Origin of the sequence: Litoreibacter arenae DSM 19593 (assembly GCF_000442275.2) — a bacterium.
Lineage (GTDB): Bacteria > Pseudomonadota > Alphaproteobacteria > Rhodobacterales > Rhodobacteraceae > Litoreibacter > Litoreibacter arenae.
The window spans coordinates 23973-38889 of the sequence record NZ_KE557312.1 but is presented as its reverse complement, the minus strand read 5'-3'; the positions used below and the strand labels follow the sequence as shown (position 1 = coordinate 38889).

General features: G+C 61.2%; 15 protein-coding genes. 1 reads left to right on the top strand and 14 read right to left on the bottom strand.

Annotated features, from left to right (window positions below; all coding sequences use genetic code 11):
* Positions 1 to 64: 64 nt before the first annotated feature.
* The 14 genes from THALAR_RS10355 to THALAR_RS10290 form a co-directional block, all read right to left on the bottom strand.
* Positions 65 to 757 carry an RraA family protein gene (locus THALAR_RS10355; protein WP_021101499.1) on the bottom strand — a complete coding sequence of 231 codons (693 nt, stop codon included), beginning with the start codon at positions 755 to 757 and terminating at the stop codon, positions 65 to 67.
* A complete protein-coding gene (locus THALAR_RS10350; protein WP_021101498.1) occupies positions 754 to 1449 on the bottom strand; it encodes an alpha/beta fold hydrolase in 696 nt (231 codons plus the stop codon). Before THALAR_RS10350 ends, THALAR_RS10355 begins: the two co-directional genes overlap by 4 nt.
* A complete protein-coding gene (locus tag THALAR_RS10345; protein ID WP_021101497.1) occupies positions 1446 to 2570 on the bottom strand; it encodes a cobalamin-independent methionine synthase II family protein in 1125 nt (374 codons plus the stop codon). The genes THALAR_RS10350 and THALAR_RS10345 overlap by 4 nt, the downstream gene beginning before the upstream one ends.
* 63 nt (positions 2571 to 2633) lie before the next feature.
* Complete coding sequence (locus tag THALAR_RS10340) at positions 2634 to 3602, bottom strand: cupin domain-containing protein (RefSeq protein WP_021101496.1); 969 nt, start codon at positions 3600 to 3602, stop codon at positions 2634 to 2636.
* A 138-nt stretch (positions 3603 to 3740) separates the two neighbouring features.
* Positions 3741 to 4712: a nuclear transport factor 2 family protein gene (locus THALAR_RS10335; RefSeq protein ID WP_021101495.1), complete on the bottom strand. Its 972-nt coding sequence runs from the start codon at positions 4710 to 4712 to the stop codon at positions 3741 to 3743.
* Positions 4709 to 5719: an ester cyclase gene (locus THALAR_RS10330; RefSeq protein WP_021101494.1), complete on the bottom strand. Its 1011-nt coding sequence runs from the start codon at positions 5717 to 5719 to the stop codon at positions 4709 to 4711. The genes THALAR_RS10335 and THALAR_RS10330 overlap by 4 nt, the downstream gene beginning before the upstream one ends.
* 3 nt (positions 5720 to 5722) lie before the next feature.
* Positions 5723 to 6736 carry a LacI family DNA-binding transcriptional regulator gene (locus tag THALAR_RS10325; RefSeq protein WP_040818380.1) on the bottom strand — a complete coding sequence of 338 codons (1014 nt, stop codon included), beginning with the start codon at positions 6734 to 6736 and terminating at the stop codon, positions 5723 to 5725.
* Positions 6736 to 7500, bottom strand: a complete 765-nt coding sequence (locus tag THALAR_RS10320; RefSeq protein WP_021101492.1) for an SDR family NAD(P)-dependent oxidoreductase — start codon at positions 7498 to 7500, stop codon at positions 6736 to 6738. Before THALAR_RS10320 ends, THALAR_RS10325 begins: the two co-directional genes overlap by 1 nt.
* Positions 7497 to 8828 (bottom strand): histidinol dehydrogenase, encoded by a 1332-nt coding sequence (gene hisD, locus THALAR_RS10315; protein WP_021101491.1) that lies wholly within the window; start codon positions 8826 to 8828, stop codon positions 7497 to 7499. The genes THALAR_RS10320 and hisD overlap by 4 nt, the downstream gene beginning before the upstream one ends.
* A 12-nt stretch (positions 8829 to 8840) precedes the next feature.
* The gene (locus THALAR_RS10310) at positions 8841 to 9326 is read right to left on the bottom strand and encodes an ester cyclase (RefSeq protein WP_021101490.1); all 486 of its coding nucleotides are present in this window, start codon (positions 9324 to 9326) and stop codon (positions 8841 to 8843) included.
* Positions 9323 to 10378, bottom strand: coding sequence for an ABC transporter ATP-binding protein (locus THALAR_RS10305; protein WP_021101489.1), 1056 nt, complete (start codon positions 10376 to 10378; stop codon positions 9323 to 9325). The genes THALAR_RS10310 and THALAR_RS10305 overlap by 4 nt, the downstream gene beginning before the upstream one ends.
* Before the next feature lie 12 nt (positions 10379 to 10390).
* Positions 10391 to 11230, bottom strand: a complete 840-nt coding sequence (locus tag THALAR_RS10300) for a carbohydrate ABC transporter permease (protein WP_407638168.1) — start codon at positions 11228 to 11230, stop codon at positions 10391 to 10393.
* Positions 11231 to 11283: 53 nt separating this feature from the next.
* The gene (locus THALAR_RS10295) at positions 11284 to 12306 is read right to left on the bottom strand and encodes a carbohydrate ABC transporter permease (RefSeq protein WP_021101487.1); all 1023 of its coding nucleotides are present in this window, start codon (positions 12304 to 12306) and stop codon (positions 11284 to 11286) included.
* Between the two features lie 90 nt (positions 12307 to 12396).
* Positions 12397 to 13632, bottom strand: coding sequence for an ABC transporter substrate-binding protein (locus THALAR_RS10290; RefSeq protein WP_021101486.1), 1236 nt, complete (start codon positions 13630 to 13632; stop codon positions 12397 to 12399).
* Positions 13633 to 13830: 198 nt separating this feature from the next.
* Between THALAR_RS10290 and THALAR_RS10285 the strand changes: the two genes are divergently transcribed.
* A complete protein-coding gene (locus THALAR_RS10285) occupies positions 13831 to 14883 on the top strand; it encodes a nuclear transport factor 2 family protein (protein WP_245622420.1) in 1053 nt (350 codons plus the stop codon).
* Positions 14884 to 14917: the final 34 nt, after the last annotated feature.

Below are 14917 nucleotides of genomic sequence, written 5' to 3'. Positions count from 1 at the left end.
ACTCAGATCCCTGTGGCTCAGGACACTATCTCGGCGGGTAAGTGGCACCAACTAAGGCGTTCTCTCAGGTTCGCGCTTTCTCGAACGCCTCCCAAGCCCGCTCGAACGCGGCGAAGTTGAAACCCTTCTCGCGGGCCGGACCCAACACCAGACGTTCCGTGTCCTGCATCTGGGCGATGGCGGCCTCGAGTTGGTCAATCACCTCGGGCGGCACAAGAACCGCCCCGTGGCGGTCGGCATGGACCAGATCGCCGGGGCGCACCGTCAGCCCGAACACCGTCACAGGCACATCCAGCGCCGTCACATGCACGAAGCCGTGGCTTGGCCCGATGCTGCCAGCGACCACCGGATAGTCCGGTGCCATATCACCCAAATCGCGCATGACGCCGTTGGTCAGGGTGCCGGACATGCCAAAGCCTTTGTGTATCTCGGTGTTCACCTCGCCCCAGTAGGCGCCGATGGCGTTCGGATAGTCCTCATCCTCGATCACGCAGACGGAGGGCTGTGGCGCCTCCGCCATCTGTTTGTAATATGCCATGCGGCGTGCGCGGATCACGTCCGGCGGCTCGGTCGGCGGTTTCACCGCGGCAATTTTCGCCGTGCTTGCATAGCCCACAACCACGCCTGTCGGCTCGTTGATCAGCATGGTGCCACGGGTGAAGTCGTTAAACCCGCGCTTGCCTTGAGCCACTTCGATTGCGTTGCAAACGGTCGGCGTGTCCACGCTGCGAAGAAGGGTGAGTAGACTGTCTTTCATGATGCCTCCAGCCAGCGGGCCAAGGCCGCGTTGGTTGCTTGGGGTTGTTCCAGCGTGGGTAGGTGGCCTGCGCCGTCAATCACCTCCAGCGTGGCACCAGCGACAAGCGAGCAGATCAACTCGTGGCGATGTATCGGACACAGCATGTCCTCCCGCCCGCACAACGCCAGCGTCGGCACTTTGATCTGGCGCAGCGTGTCTTGCTGGTCGGGCCGCGTTTGAAGCGCGCGGGATTGTCGCACGAAGACGTCCGGCCCAAGGGCTTCCGCCATGTCCATGCACAGGTCGAGTATGGCACCACGGCTCGGCCCATCTGCCAGATAGCGCGGCTTCATCTCGTCACGCATGATGGCCCGCAACTCCCCCGCTTCAGCCCGCGCGATCTGCGGCTCGCGGCCTTTGGCGATGGCATCAGCCTCCGCCTTGGGGTTGGTGTCCAGAAAGGCAATGCGGTCGATCCGGTCGGGTGCTTGGCGAAACACCTCCATCGCCACGATCCCGCCCATGGACAACCCCGCCAGCGCAAAGCGTGGCGGCGCATGGACCAGCACCTCCGCCGCCAAGTCCGCGACGTTATCCGCCCCGCCAATCGGTGCGACCTGCACCGCGCGGGTGGCGGAAAACGCAGCGATCTGCGGCGCGAACAACCGCGCGTCACACATCATGCCGGGCAAAAGGACAAGCGGTGTCATCGCACCTGCGCCGCCCCTTCGGCCAATGCGCCCAGCTTGGCATAGGCGATCTCCGGGTCCACTGCGCCAAAGCCCGCAAAGGTACCAAACCCGCAATCGGACCCTGCAACGACCCTATCCGCCCCGACGATATCCACGAAGCGCCGGATGCGTTCCGCCACCAGATCGGGGTGCTCGACGAAGTTCGTCGTCGTGTCCACCACGCCCGGCACCAGCACCTTGTTGTCCGGAATATCCGCCTTGCGGTCGCGGAACACGGCCCATTCATGGCCGTGGCGCGGGTTAGACGTCTCGAACAATACATAGCGCGATTTGGTCGCCATCAACGTATCGAACATCTTCGACATGGGGATGTCACACACATGCGGGCCTTCGTAGTTGCCCCAGCAAATATGCACGCGCACCTTCTCGGCAGGCACATCTTGAAGCGCGTGGTTCAACGCCTCCACATGGCTGGCCGCGACCTTCAGAAACTCGTCATCGGAAAGATCATTGAACAGCATGTGCCGCGACAGCGCCAGATCGGGGCAGTCCAGTTGCAGATCAAGGCCAGAGGCGACGATGGTCTCGTATTCCGCCTTCATGGCGTCGGCCAACGCGGCGAGATAAGCCTCCCGCGTCTTGTAGTGGTCGTTTTGTAGAAACAGCGAAATCACCCCCGGCGACGCCGCGTTCATGAAGCCCCGCTCAACGCCATGCTCCGCCATCGCAGCCTTGAGATTGCTGATGTCCTTTTCCAGCTCCCCCTGCCCCTTGGACTTCACCTCGCCCACACACATGGGCCGCGCATATTGCGGCGTGCCGCCGTCATCGGCCAGACGCTTCAGGAAACTGGGGAATTTCTTCAAATCAGCAGGCGCGTTGCGCGGGCTGTCGCCGTCAAAGCCGGTGTAGCGGTCCTTGACATAGGTGGCGTAGCTGATCTTTGAGGTTTCCCCGTCCGAGACGATATCCACCCCAGCGGCCTTCTGCTTGGCCACGGTGTCGCTGACCGCTTGGGTCATCGCTTTATCGAACGCATCCGCATCATACTTCTCGCCGTTTTCACGGGCGAAAATGAAATCCACAACTTTCTGCGTGCGTGGCAGCGAGCCGACATGGGTTGTCATAACTTTGGTCATTGGTGCCCTTTCAACGGTCGTTTGGTGAAGCGCCGGTTCCCCGCGGGGGACCGGCAGATTGCGTTAGCCCTTCCAGGTCGCTCCGGCGGCGTCGTCGGTGGCAACCACGTGATAGAGTGACGCCTCTCCAGTCATCGACGGCACTGCGGAGTGCATCAGGTTTTCAGGCACCGACATCGTGTCGCCGGGGGCCAGAGTGACCGAGCCGCCCTCGTAATCCACACGCCAGTGGCCATGCATGGGCATCAGCACCGAAGGGCGGTCATGTTTGTGTTTCTTGTCGGAAGCACTTTCACGGGTGATCAGGTCGACCTCGAAACCCGGCTTGTCGCGGATCAGGCCGTTCTCGCCGATCACCTTGACCGGCTTGCCGCTGCGCCCCAGCGCCTCCATATCGAGATACCGCCGCACATAGCCGCCAATCACGTCCATCGGGGTAGGTTTGTCGACCTTGTCCAACTCGTCCTTCGTCAGCAGCGGCATTGGCTTCACGCCGTCGGGCAGGCTCTGGCCTTTCTTGCTGTCGTAGAGCTTGCCGTTGTCACCCAGCACCAAGCCATGTGCCTTGGCGTCCTTGATCACATGCGGCGCCCAGATCACGCCACCGCCCGCGTCGTCACCGCCCAGAATGGCCATGATCATCCCGTAATCCGTGCCGATATTCTCGAAACCGCGGAAGATGTTGGTGGGGATGTTGAAGATATCGCCCTCCTCCATCACCACTTCGCCCAGATCGCCATGCTCGCCCCAGAAGAAGCGCCAGCGGCCTTTGAGGATGAAGAACACCTCCGCCGTGCGGTGATTGTGAAGCGAGTTGCGGCAATGGGGCGGCTGGCCCGCAGCGCCGATGTTGAACCCGTGCGGTATCGAGATGTGGACGTGCTGGTCGGGGGACTCAGAGACCCCGCCGCCGATAATGGTGAAGTTCTCCTTCTGATCGCTGCCAGGCGTGTGGGCGTCGATGAAGGCGGTTTTGCAGGGTTGCAGATCGCCGTAGCGAACGATGCGGGCTTCCATGTCTTGAGGTGTCATGATGTCTTCCTGACTGAAGTTATGTAGGGTTGCGATTGTCTTGTGCCTATCCTGACGGCGGGCGCAAATTCAGCCTGCGCGCGCGGCGGCTCTCCAAGAACCCGTGCACGGGCAAAAGCGAGCGGGCGCGTTGCAACATCACTGCGCGCCTTGATGCAGCAGGATTTGTTTCCAGATTGCCACTTCGTCGATCAGCGTGAACTCGCGGCGCAGGCCCCAGTCACCCCATTCGGCGTGGGTTATGCCCATGACATGCACCTCGGCCCCGGTGGGTGCGCCGAAGAAGCCCGGCCCGCTATGCTTGCCGGTCAGCGACCAGCGCACGGCGGCGCGGTTGGGTGTTCCAGCGTCAGAGCGGCCGATCTGGTGGTGGATTTCAAACTTGGCCGTCGGGAAGGACGAGAGCAGGCGCATCCAGTCGGTCTCCGGGAAGTCCCACGACCAGCCGTTGCGCGCGCCCCAATGCTCGGTGCAGACCGCGCGGTCATATTCGCTGCGAATGACGGTGAAGTCCTTGTCCATGATCCTTTGCAGGATGCTGGCCAGCTTGGCGCCCCATTCGTTGTCATTGCCGCGCCCCATGTAGGGGCCGTCAACGTCATGCGACGGATGGAACGGCCGTGTGCATTTCTCTGGTCCGCCTTCCTGCTCGATCTGCCACGCGGCGTAGTCTTTCGGGTCCCAGCCGAGTTGCCGCGCAATGCCGCCGACGTCGCGGATCAGCCATTCGTCGTCGATCACGTCATCCTTGGCGGCACAATCGGCGATGGTGCGGACCTGAAACTTGCGCCCCGTCGGAGGCCCGAACGCCCCGTGACCCGTATGCGTACCGCCCGTCACGATCCGGTGCGAAGATAGGTAGCGGTCGCCGTCTTGCGACCAGATCACGTCCTCGCCTAGCAGGTAGCGGTCGGGGAATTCGGCCAGCGTCGCCAGCGTCCCGTCGATTACGCTCTCATTGCCCTTTACCAGCCCGGAGGGAAAGCGCATCGGGATGTCCTTGCCGTAATAGTGGTGCAAGGTGGCAAGACCGCGATCCTCCCAAATCTCTTTGGTGATCTTGATAATGTAGTCCGGCAAGTCCTTGAACTGGTTCGAAAAGCCCTTCATTCGTGCTGTCCTGTCTGGAGCAATATCTGTTTCCAGATCGCCGTTTCATCAATCAATGTGTATTCGCGGCGGATGGTCGGCTCGCCTGTTCCGAACGGGCCGAACTCGGCGTGGCTGATGCCCATGATGTAGACCTCGGCCCCTGTCGGCGTGCCGAAGCGGCCCCAGCCGGAATGCTTGCCGTGCAGCGACCAGCGCACGGCGGCACGCGGCGGCATCAGCGGATCGTCGCGGCCGATGACGTGGTCGATGGTGAACTCAGCATCAGGGAATGCCGCGCGCAGGCCCATCCAGAACTGGTCCGCCTCGGCCCACCCCATCGCGTCATTCGCGGCCGGATAATGCAGCGCGCAGGCGCGGTCGTAACGTTTGGGGATCACGTGCATATCAGCGGCCATGATTGCCCGCAGCGTATCGGCGTAGCGTTCGCCCCATTCACTGTCATTGCCCGTGCGGGTATACGGCCCCGCCACATCATTGGCGGGGGGCATGGGTTTCACGCAACGCTCCGCCCCGCCTTCGCGGGCGATCAGGTCGCGGGTCCAGTCGACGATATCCGCCCCCATTTGCTGCACAATGGCCGACTGGTCGCGTACCAGCCATTCGTCATAAACAGCGTCGTCGCGGATCGCGCAGTCGGCAAGGATGCGGTAGGCAAAGCGCCGTCCGGTGGGCGCGCCATACATGCCCGGATGTGTATGCGTCGCGGTGCAATAGAGGCGGTGCGAGGACAGGAAGGCGTCGGAGGTTTCGGTGGCACCTTCGGGGTCGTCGCACCAGATCACATCCTCGCCCAGCAATTCGCGGTCGGGGAACTCGGCCAGCGTCGCCATAGTGGCGGCGATCACGCGGGAATTGTCGACCACCACCGACGCAGGAGAGCGCACGATCAGACCGTCCGCATAACGCTTGCGCAGGGAGCCGATTTCGCGGTCCTCCCAGATTTCCTTGGTGATGCCGATAATGAAATCGGGAACGTCACGCCATTTGCTGTCAAAGCCGCGCATATCCTATCCTTTTGCCGGAGCGGTCGATCCGCGCTGGATCAATGCCCCTTCCAGTTTCGCCCTATGTGCAGGACGTGTCGGGTCTTCTATCCTCTGCATCAGCGCCTCGACCGTTTGCGCCACCATCCGGTTGATGGGTTGGCGGTAGCTGGTCAGGTCATAGGCGGGCCACGCCGCAATCGGCACGTCGTCGAAGCCTGCGACACTGATATCTTCCGGCACCCGCAACCCCAATTTGAAGCGCAACGCGTCCATGACGGCGAACGCCATGTGGTCGTTGCACACGAAAATGGCCTCGGGACGGTCAGTGCCTGCGCACATCTCCAGCGCCGCCGCGCGGGCGTCGGCATAAATGAAGTTGCCGACCTCACGCGCCGACAAATCCAATCCCGCTGAGGCAAGCCCGTCGCGGAATCCTTGTTCGCGATCCCGCTGCGTGGATGCGCCTTCGAATCCGGCGATGTAGCCGATACGGCTGTGACCAAGCTCCGCAAAATGGGTACCGATTGCGAAGCCGCCACCGTAGTTGTTGGTGGTGACCGCAGACATGCGCGGGTCGTCCTGCTCACGGTTGAACAGCACGACGGGGATGCCGTGTTCCGCGCAGCGGGTGCTGAGGCTGGAGGACATGGAGACCGAGGCCAGCACGATCCCCTCAACCTGATGGTCCAGAATTTCCTCCATGACCGACTGCACATCATCGCCCGCTGTAGGGGACGCCATGAACATCAGCACATGGTAGCCGCGTTCTTGCAGCGCGTTTGACAGCCGCTCCACCGCTTCAGGGTAGAACTGGTTTTCCAGATAGGCGACCACCAGCCCGATCATCCGGCTTTTGCCGGTGATCATGGCGCGGGCCATGGCGTTGGGGCGGTAGCCCAGTTCTGCAGCGGCCTTCTTCACCTTCGCCACGGTCGCAGGCGACGCGGATGCGCCACGGGTGAAGACGCGGCTGACAGCCGACTGGCTCACCCCTGCGCGTTCCGCGACCTGAAGAGAGGTGACCTTGCGTGCCATCAATCCGCCGTCCAACCTCCGTCGATCAGCAGATGCGTGCCTGTCATCAGCGCCGAGGCATCGGAGGCCAGATAAACCACCGGCCCCATAATGTCGGTGACCTCGCCCACGCGGCCCAGCTTGATCTTTTCCTCGATCCATTTGACCCGCTCGGGGTTGTCGAAGGTGCTTTCGGTCAGGGGCGTGCGGACGAAGGTCGGGCAGATCGTGTTGACGCGGATGCTGTGCGGCCCCCACTCGATTGCCATGGCTTTGGTAAAGCCTTCGACGGCGTGCTTGGTGCCGCAATAGACCGCGCGGTCGATACCGCCGACATGGGCCATCTGGCTGGTGATGTTGATGAGCGAGCCGGGCTTTCCCGCCGCTATCAGGCCTTTGGCCACGGCGGTGGTCAGGAAATATGCGCCCTTGAAGTTCAGGTCGGACACGCGGTCGAAGTCTTCTTCCTGCGTCTCAAGCGCGGGGCTATGAATGGCGAGACCGGCGGAGTTCACCAGTATGTCGAACGGGCCAGCCTTGTCCACCGTTGCTTGCATTGCGGGAATGTCCGCGACGTCCAACGGCATCGTTTCCGCCTTGAACCCCGAACCGCGCAGTTCCTGAGCAGTCGCTTCCAACTTGTCGGCAGACCGCGCGGCGAGTGTGACCTCTGCCCCCGCCTCGGCTAGCGCCACGGCGCAGGCCAGCCCAATGCCGGAAGACGCGCCTGTCACCAGCGCGCGTTTGCCGGAGAGGTTGAAGGAGGGTGTCTTGGGAAGGCTCATTCTGCGGCGTCCGTATAGGGGGCTGGCCCGCCATAAGGCACATTGATGCCACCATAGCGACGCACGCGGACGTTGCATTGCTCGGCATGGCCGACGAAGCCTTCCAGCAGGCACAGGCGCGAGCCGTAAGCGCCGATCTTGGCCGCGGCCGCATCGGTTGTGATCTTCTGATAGCTATGTGTTTTCAGATACTTGCCAACCCAGAGACCGCCCGTATAGCGCCCCGCCTTCTTGGTCGGCAGCGTGTGGTTGGTGCCGATCACCTTGTCGCCGTTGGAGACATTGGTGCGCGGCCCGAGGAACAGCGCGCCGTAGCAGGTCATGTTCTCAAGGAACCAGTCGTCGCGGTCGGTCATCACTTGCACATGCTCGGATGCAATGTCGTCGGCCACGGCCAGCATTTCGTCATATGTGTCGCAGACGATCACCTCGCCGTAATCTTCCCAGCTTTTCCCAGCGGTGTCGGCGGTGGGGATGATTTTCAGCAGGCGGTCGATCTCGGCCAGAGTGTCTTTGGCGAGTTTCTCGGAGTTGGTCAGCAGCACGGCGGGCGAGTTATACCCGTGCTCCGCCTGCCCCAGCAGGTCTGTGGCGCAAAGCTCGCCATCTGCGGCGGTTTCGTCGGCGATCACCATGGTCTCGGTAGGGCCTGCGAACAGGTCGATGCCGACGCGCCCGAACAGCTGGCGTTTGGCTTCCGCCACAAATGCGTTGCCGGGGCCGACGAGCATATGCACCGGCTCAATCGTCTCGGTGCCGATGGCCATGGCTCCGACGGCTTGGATACCACCCAGCACGTAGATCTCATGCGCGCCGCCCATGTGCATCGCGGCGATCACCGCCGGATTCGGCTCGCCCTTGAAGGGCGGTGTGCAAGCGACGATGCGCGGCACCTTGGCGACGCTGGCGGTGGCGACGGACATGTGGGCGGAGGCGACCATGGGGAACTTGCCGCCCGGCACGTAGCAACCCGCGGATTGCACGGGAATGTTCTTGTGACCGAGGATCACTCCGGGCATCGGCTCCACCTCGATGTCGAGCATCGAGTCCCGCTGCGCCTGCGCGAAGTTGCGCACCTGTTCCTGCGCGAAGCGAATATCGGCCATGTCGCGGTCGGACACCTTGGCGATGATGGACTGGATGTCGTCGTCGGACAGACGGTAGCTGGCGGGGCTGTAATTGTCGAACTTCTCGGCCATTTCCCGCACGGCTGCATCGCCACGGGCCTCAATATCTTTCAGGCCATTCTCGACGATGGCACGAACCTTTGCGTCATCCTCGGCGCGGTCGGCTTCGGAACGGGCGGTTTTCAGGTGGCGAATGGTCATTGTCTTGCGTCCTTATTTCGGGTGTTGCGGCGTGGCGGTGCCGTCGTCGTAATGCTCCCAACCATGGCCATCGAATACGTCGCGGCCCAGCTGGGCTAAAACTGAGGGAAAATCGACGGAGACCCAGTTGTCCTTAATCCGACCGTCCTCGACCTTCCAGAAATCCATATACGGGATTTTGACCCGCTTGCCGGTTGCCTCAATGCCCATGAACGTGCCCGAATGCGTCGCCTCGATATGGCCGAAGCAGGACGCCCATTCACCTTCGCAGATGAAGCGGTCTGTTTTGTAATCGCGTTCCGTGAACGCAGCGCGGATGGGCAGCTGCCAATTGTTTCGGAACGCCTGCAAGTCCGGCTTGGTGCCGCAGCCTTGATTGCCCATCCAGCGGAAATCCTCGTGGAAATGGGCCGCCATGTCGTTGGAATTCGCGGCAAGTGCCGCCTCCATTCGCAAGATGACCTGACGGGTGGCTTCCGCCTCTTCGGTAGGGGTCATTTCAGATGAATCCTTTCGCCAGAAGCGGTGTCGAAGAGGTGGCAAATGGCGGCAGGAATGCTTGCCTGCACGATCTCGCCGATCTCGGCGCGATAGTCCTTGTTGGTCTTGACCGACACCAACGCACCGCCAAGACGCCAACTGATCATCGAGGCCTCGCCCAGCAACTCAATCGAGTACATCGGCGCGGAGATCTGACCGCCCGCATCGACGATTTCGGCGTCCTCGGCGCGAAAACCCAGCGTGACCTTGCCGGAAGGACCTGCGGGCAGGCCTTCGACCCTGATACCGTCTGCCGTGAAGGTGCCGCTCTCCAGCGTCCCCTCGACGAGGTTCATGGCCGGGGAGCCGATGAAGCTGGCGACAAATGTGTTGGCGGGCATGTCGTAGATATCCGTGGGCGTGCCGACCTGCTGGATCTTGCCTGCGTTCATCACAACCACACGATCGGCCAGCGTCATGGCCTCGATCTGGTCGTGGGTCACGTAGACAGTGGTGGTCTTCAGCTTCGATTGCAGGTTCTTTATCTGCGCGCGCGTGCTGACGCGCAGCTTGGCGTCAAGGTTGGACAACGGCTCGTCCATCAGGAACACAGTCGGCTTGCGCACGATGGCGCGGCCCAAGGCGACGCGCTGTCGCTGGCCGCCCGAAAGTTCAGCCGGACGGCGATGCATGAAGTCCTCCAACTCGGTCATCTGGATCGCCTTCATCACCATCTCGTCGTGCTTTTCCTTCGGCACCTTGCGCACGCGCAGCGGGAAACGGATGTTTTCGTAGACGGTCAGGTTCGGGTAGAGACCATAGGACTGAAACACCATGGAGATGTCGCGGTCCTTCGGCTCCAGATCGTTGACGACACGGTCGCCCAAAATGATCTCGCCATCGGTGACATCCTCAAGGCCCGCAATCATCCGCATGGTCGTCGATTTGCCACAGCCCGAGGGACCCAGCAGCACGAGGAATTCCTCATCGGCAATGTCGAGGTTGAAGTTGTCGACACCGACGAAGGAGCCCCAACGCTTGTTCACGTTTTTCAATTGAAGTCTGGCCATAACTAAAGCCCCTTATCCTTTGACGGCGCCAGCGGTCAGCCCGCTCACGATTTGACGTTGGAAGAACATAACCATCACGAACAGCGGCGCGGTGACCGAGACAACGGCCGACACGGCGAACATGACGTTACCCTTGGTTTGAGTAGTCCCGAGGAAACTTGCGATCTTCGGCACCATTGTCTGGTTTTCCTTGCTCAGAAGCATCGTGGTCACGGCAAAGTCATTGTAGGCCAGCAGGAAACTGAACAGCCCTGTCGTGATAACCCCCGGCCACATGACCGGAATGATGACATGGCGGAACGCCTGAAAGCGGGTGCAGCCGTCAACCATGGCGCTTTCGTCCAGATCCTTGGGGATGTTCTTGAAGAACGAATGCAGCATCCAGAGCGTGAACGGCTGGTTCAGCGCCACGAGCACGATGACCGTCGTGTAGAGGTGGCCCCAGAGGTTCCACTCGAAGAATGGCAACAGGTAGCCTGACACCAGCGTAATCGGCGGCATGGCGCGGAACATGAGGGCGAAGAGAAGGAACCAGAACGCATAGCGGTGGGTCGATCGCGCCAGTGCGTAGCCGCCCAGCGTGCCGCAGGTGAGAGATACGGTTACGACGAATATGCACACGAGCGTGGTGTTGAGCGCGGCGCGCCAGAATTCTTCCTGCACCCACGCGCCGTAATAGCCCGCACCGGTAAAGCTGCTTCCGGTTTCCTCTTGGGTGAGGGTGCCGAAAATGGCGTTGGCCCAGTTGGCCTTGGAGAAAAAATCCCCCTCGACCTTGAACGATCCCCAGAGTGTCCAGAGGAAGGGGAAGGCCGCGACGATCAACCAGATCACCAGAAATGAGGTGGCCATGATCCGCACGGAGGGCGGTTGACGAGTAGCTTTTGACATGTCCTTGCGTCCTCTTACTTGCGGTCAAAGTCGCGCCATGTCCGAACAAGGACGGGCGACAGAAGGATGGCGATGCCGATGATGGTCAACACCGACGTGGCAGCGGCGGAAGACAGCAAGCGCGTCTCGCCCCCCAGATCGTTGTAGATCGCGTAGGACAGCGAGGTGGCGTGGGCCGACGCCTGAAAACTGACGATGGGTTCAAAGACCCTGAAATTGTCCATCAGCTGAATGAGCGCCACAAAGGTGACCAGCGGGAACAGATGCGGCAGCACGACGAAGCGGATGCGCTCCCAGCGGGTGGCACCATCGACCATGGCGCTTTCAAGCGTGTCAGTATTGACCGTCTGTAGACCTGCGTAGAAAACGACGAAGGCGAACGGAGCCGCGTGCCAGACGCCGTAGACCATCAACATGATCCACATCAGCCCGGTCGACGCCTTGACCGACAGGTTCGGGTCATCCGTCAGCCACTGCAATCCGGCACCCAGAATACCGCGCGCGTCGACCATCCAGAACAGGATCAGCGAGCCAACCAGCGGCGTCACAATCATCGGCAGCAGCGAGAAGAAAATGGTCGGCCCCTTCATCGCCCGCGCTACGGAGTTGACCGCGATGGCGATGAAAAAGCCCAAGATGATCGTCAGCGGAGTGACGACGGCGGTGTAGGTCAGCGTGAACGCGAGCGCCTTGTAGAACGGCAGGTTCATCAAGCTGCGCCCGAAGTCCGGAAGGCCGTCGGCGTTGACCCAAGCCGCTGCGACTTCGCCGAAGGCCAGATGGTTGCGGTCCGTGTAGATTTCAAAGCCGGCAAACTCGCCCATCGGCTCGGCCTCGCGGAGGGCTGCCGTGGCTTCCTGATCGACGGAGGTTTCTTGTGTGCAGCCGAAGGGGCCACAGTTTTCCACCTGCACGACGACTTGCTCGTGGGCGGTATAGAAGGATTGAGTCACGACCGACACGATGGGAAAGGCGATGAACGCCAGCATCAACAACGTGGATGGAAGGACGAACCAGAAAAAGGAACTGTGTTTCATGGCGCGGCTGCCTTTGTGTGAGATTGGGCAGTAGAAAGGGCGCGACGGTTTCCCGAAGCAGGTTCGGCGCGCCCTTTCAAGAGGTCTGGCTTACTGGATGTAGCCCTGCTCTTTTGCAGCAGCATTGTACGCCGCTTCGATATCGGCCAACGTCTGCTCGGCGCTTTCCTTGCCGGTCAGGAAGTCTGCGATGTTGTCACCGGATGCGGTGTGCAGCAGGCCCATGTAAGGCAACATCGGATAAGGCTTGGTGCCGGAGGCAACCGCAGCCAACACACCTTCCGAGACCGGGGCAGGCTCGTAGCCGTCGATCAGCCACACCGCCTGATTCATCGTCGTGTCGTTCAACGTTTGCGGCGAAACCGCATAGGCCAGCGCCTGGAACGTGGCGGCAGCGTCTTCGTCGCTTATATTCTTGGCGACTGTCCAGCCATCCCACCACAGGGTCGATGCGGGCACGCCACTGTCACCGACCATCAACGGCGCTGCCACCTTGGTGTTCTCATACACCTGCGGCTCGGAGCCTTCGTCGTCCATCAGGACCTGCGCACGGCTGCCCCACATGTGCATCAGGGCAACATTGCCCGCCTCCCACTCTGCGGACGTTCCGTTGGAATCGTGGGTCAGGTAGTCGGGGTTCATGTACTCGGTCAGGGCCTTCATCATTTCGAGCGTGGCAACGCCCTTTTCGTTGTTGATGGAGATCTTGGCTGTGCCCGGCTCGAAGAACTCTCCGCCGTGCCCCAAATACATATTGTTAAATTCCTGAGCGAGATTCCAGCCAGCCGCGTAAGGGCCGCCAACAGGGTTTTCCATGATGCCTGCTGCACGAATAGCCTCGGCAGCCACCAGCACCTCTTCATAGGTCGTCGGCACGTCGAGCCCGACCTCCTCCAGCACGTCAGCGCGGTAAGTCAGCGTCTGGGCGTTTGCCATAAAGGCAACAGCCATGACCTTGCCTCCAACGGTGATCAGCTGGCGCTGCGGGATGTCCTTGCCGTATTCTGCGACCAGTTCATCCAGCGGCCGGATCACGTCCTCGTTGATCAGCGCGACGATGGAGGAGTTGGCGACGATTGCGCTGGTATACTCGGCGGGATTGCCGGACATGCCAGCGACATTCAGCGTCTGGTGATCGGCGGTCAGGTTCGCCTCGACGGTTACGCCAGTGCATTCGGCAGCGGCAGCGGCGACGGTCTGGATGGCAGGAAACTCATTGCCGATGATGTTGACGCGACCGCCGTCAATACTGCACTCGGCGGTCGCCGCGCTGGCGGCGGCGATGAGGGCGCAGGCCGCAGCCGTCGTTTTCAAGATGATGTTCATTCAGGGATCTCCCGTTGTTGGCAGTTGTCCTGTGCCGTCCGAGAGGGACCACCAAGACATTTGATTGTTGATCAGGCCGTTTGCGAGCCTCGACATCTCCAACGGTAGCGGCTGTTGAATACGCTTGCAATAATTTTCATTCCAAGCATGAATGACCCCAGAAACAGGGAGCTTTGAAAAATCGTGCCGGACCGGAATTTGAAAAACAAAACCGTAGTTTACGAAGGGTTAAGCCGTCTTGCCGACGCTGGAGCAAACGGCCTGCAAAGCAACATTAACGCGCTCTATCGCACTGATATTCACCTTCGCGCCTCGCACCCGATGAACGAATCGCACGGCCACGAGGGGCTTGTCGCGACACTCTGGATGCCGCTGATGACTGCCCTGCCGGACCTTGAGCGCCGCGACCTGATCGTAATGGGCGGCAGCTTCGAGGGGCGTGAATACGTAGCCATGATGGGCCATTACTGCGGCACATTCCGCCACGACTGGCTGACAATCCCAGCTACGGGTCGTCCGCTATATATACGCTATGGCGAAGTCCATGAGATGCGTGACGGCAAGATCGTGCAGTCCAACTGCCTGTGGGATGTGCTGGACGTCATCCGGCAAGCCGGGTTCTGGCCGCTGGCCCCGAGCCTCGGTACCGAGGGCATGTGGCCCGGTCCACTTACCGCTGACGGATTGTTGTTCAGTGAGCAAAATCCCCAGCAGTCACAGGCGAGTATCGCCCAGACGCTTTCTATGCATGGCACTCTTGGCGCTTATGACGACCTGAACAACAAGGGCCGCGAGGGGCTGCTTAACATGCCTCAAAAGGACCACTGGCATCCGAAAATGATGTGGTATGGGCCCTCCGGCATCGGCACGACCCGCGGGCTGCAAGGCTTCGTCGATTACCACCAGCTGCCGTTCCGCAAGGCCTTCCCCAAGCGCAAGGGTGGCGGCCAGTGGGACGAGATCACCGAGATGAAAGCCAAGCACGGGGGCGGGCATTATATCCGCGTGGGTGACGGCCCCTATTCTGTTACTGGCGGCTGGCCCAGCGTTTTCGCCAACCACGTCGGCAACGACTTCCTCGGTGTCGGCCCGACGGGCCGCGCGGTGACAATGCGGGTGATGGACTTTTACCTGCACCACGAAGGACTGATCCGGGAAAACTGGGTGCCGCTCGACGTGCTGGACCTGCTCTTGCAAATGGGCGTCGACGTTTTGGACCGGATGCAAATCCACTTCCGGCGCGGCGGCTGATCTGCATGCGTTTGCAAGACTCGGAGAGTGCGCG

Bases quoted from the DNA above. Each gene is read 5' to 3' on its own strand.
- THALAR_RS10355 (WP_021101499.1), bottom strand. From the start codon at position 757: ATGAAAGACAGTCTACTCACCCTTCTTCGCAGCGTGGACACGCCGACC.
- THALAR_RS10350 (WP_021101498.1), bottom strand. From the start codon at position 1,449: ATGACACCGCTTGTCCTTTTGCCCGGCATGATGTGTGACGCGCGGTTG.
- THALAR_RS10345 (WP_021101497.1), bottom strand. From the start codon at position 2,570: ATGACCAAAGTTATGACAACCCATGTCGGCTCGCTGCCACGCACGCAG.
- THALAR_RS10340 (WP_021101496.1), bottom strand. From the start codon at position 3,602: ATGACACCTCAAGACATGGAAGCCCGCATCGTTCGCTACGGCGATCTG.
- THALAR_RS10335 (WP_021101495.1), bottom strand. From the start codon at position 4,712: ATGAAGGGCTTTTCGAACCAGTTCAAGGACTTGCCGGACTACATTATC.
- THALAR_RS10330 (WP_021101494.1), bottom strand. From the start codon at position 5,719: ATGCGCGGCTTTGACAGCAAATGGCGTGACGTTCCCGATTTCATTATC.
- THALAR_RS10325 (WP_040818380.1), bottom strand. From the start codon at position 6,736: ATGGCACGCAAGGTCACCTCTCTTCAGGTCGCGGAACGCGCAGGGGTG.
- THALAR_RS10320 (WP_021101492.1), bottom strand. From the start codon at position 7,500: ATGAGCCTTCCCAAGACACCCTCCTTCAACCTCTCCGGCAAACGCGCG.
- hisD (WP_021101491.1), bottom strand. From the start codon at position 8,828: ATGACCATTCGCCACCTGAAAACCGCCCGTTCCGAAGCCGACCGCGCC.
- THALAR_RS10310 (WP_021101490.1), bottom strand. From the start codon at position 9,326: ATGACCCCTACCGAAGAGGCGGAAGCCACCCGTCAGGTCATCTTGCGA.
- THALAR_RS10305 (WP_021101489.1), bottom strand. From the start codon at position 10,378: ATGGCCAGACTTCAATTGAAAAACGTGAACAAGCGTTGGGGCTCCTTC.
- THALAR_RS10300 (WP_407638168.1), bottom strand. From the start codon at position 11,230: ATGGCCACCTCATTTCTGGTGATCTGGTTGATCGTCGCGGCCTTCCCC.
- THALAR_RS10295 (WP_021101487.1), bottom strand. From the start codon at position 12,306: ATGAAACACAGTTCCTTTTTCTGGTTCGTCCTTCCATCCACGTTGTTG.
- THALAR_RS10290 (WP_021101486.1), bottom strand. From the start codon at position 13,632: ATGAACATCATCTTGAAAACGACGGCTGCGGCCTGCGCCCTCATCGCC.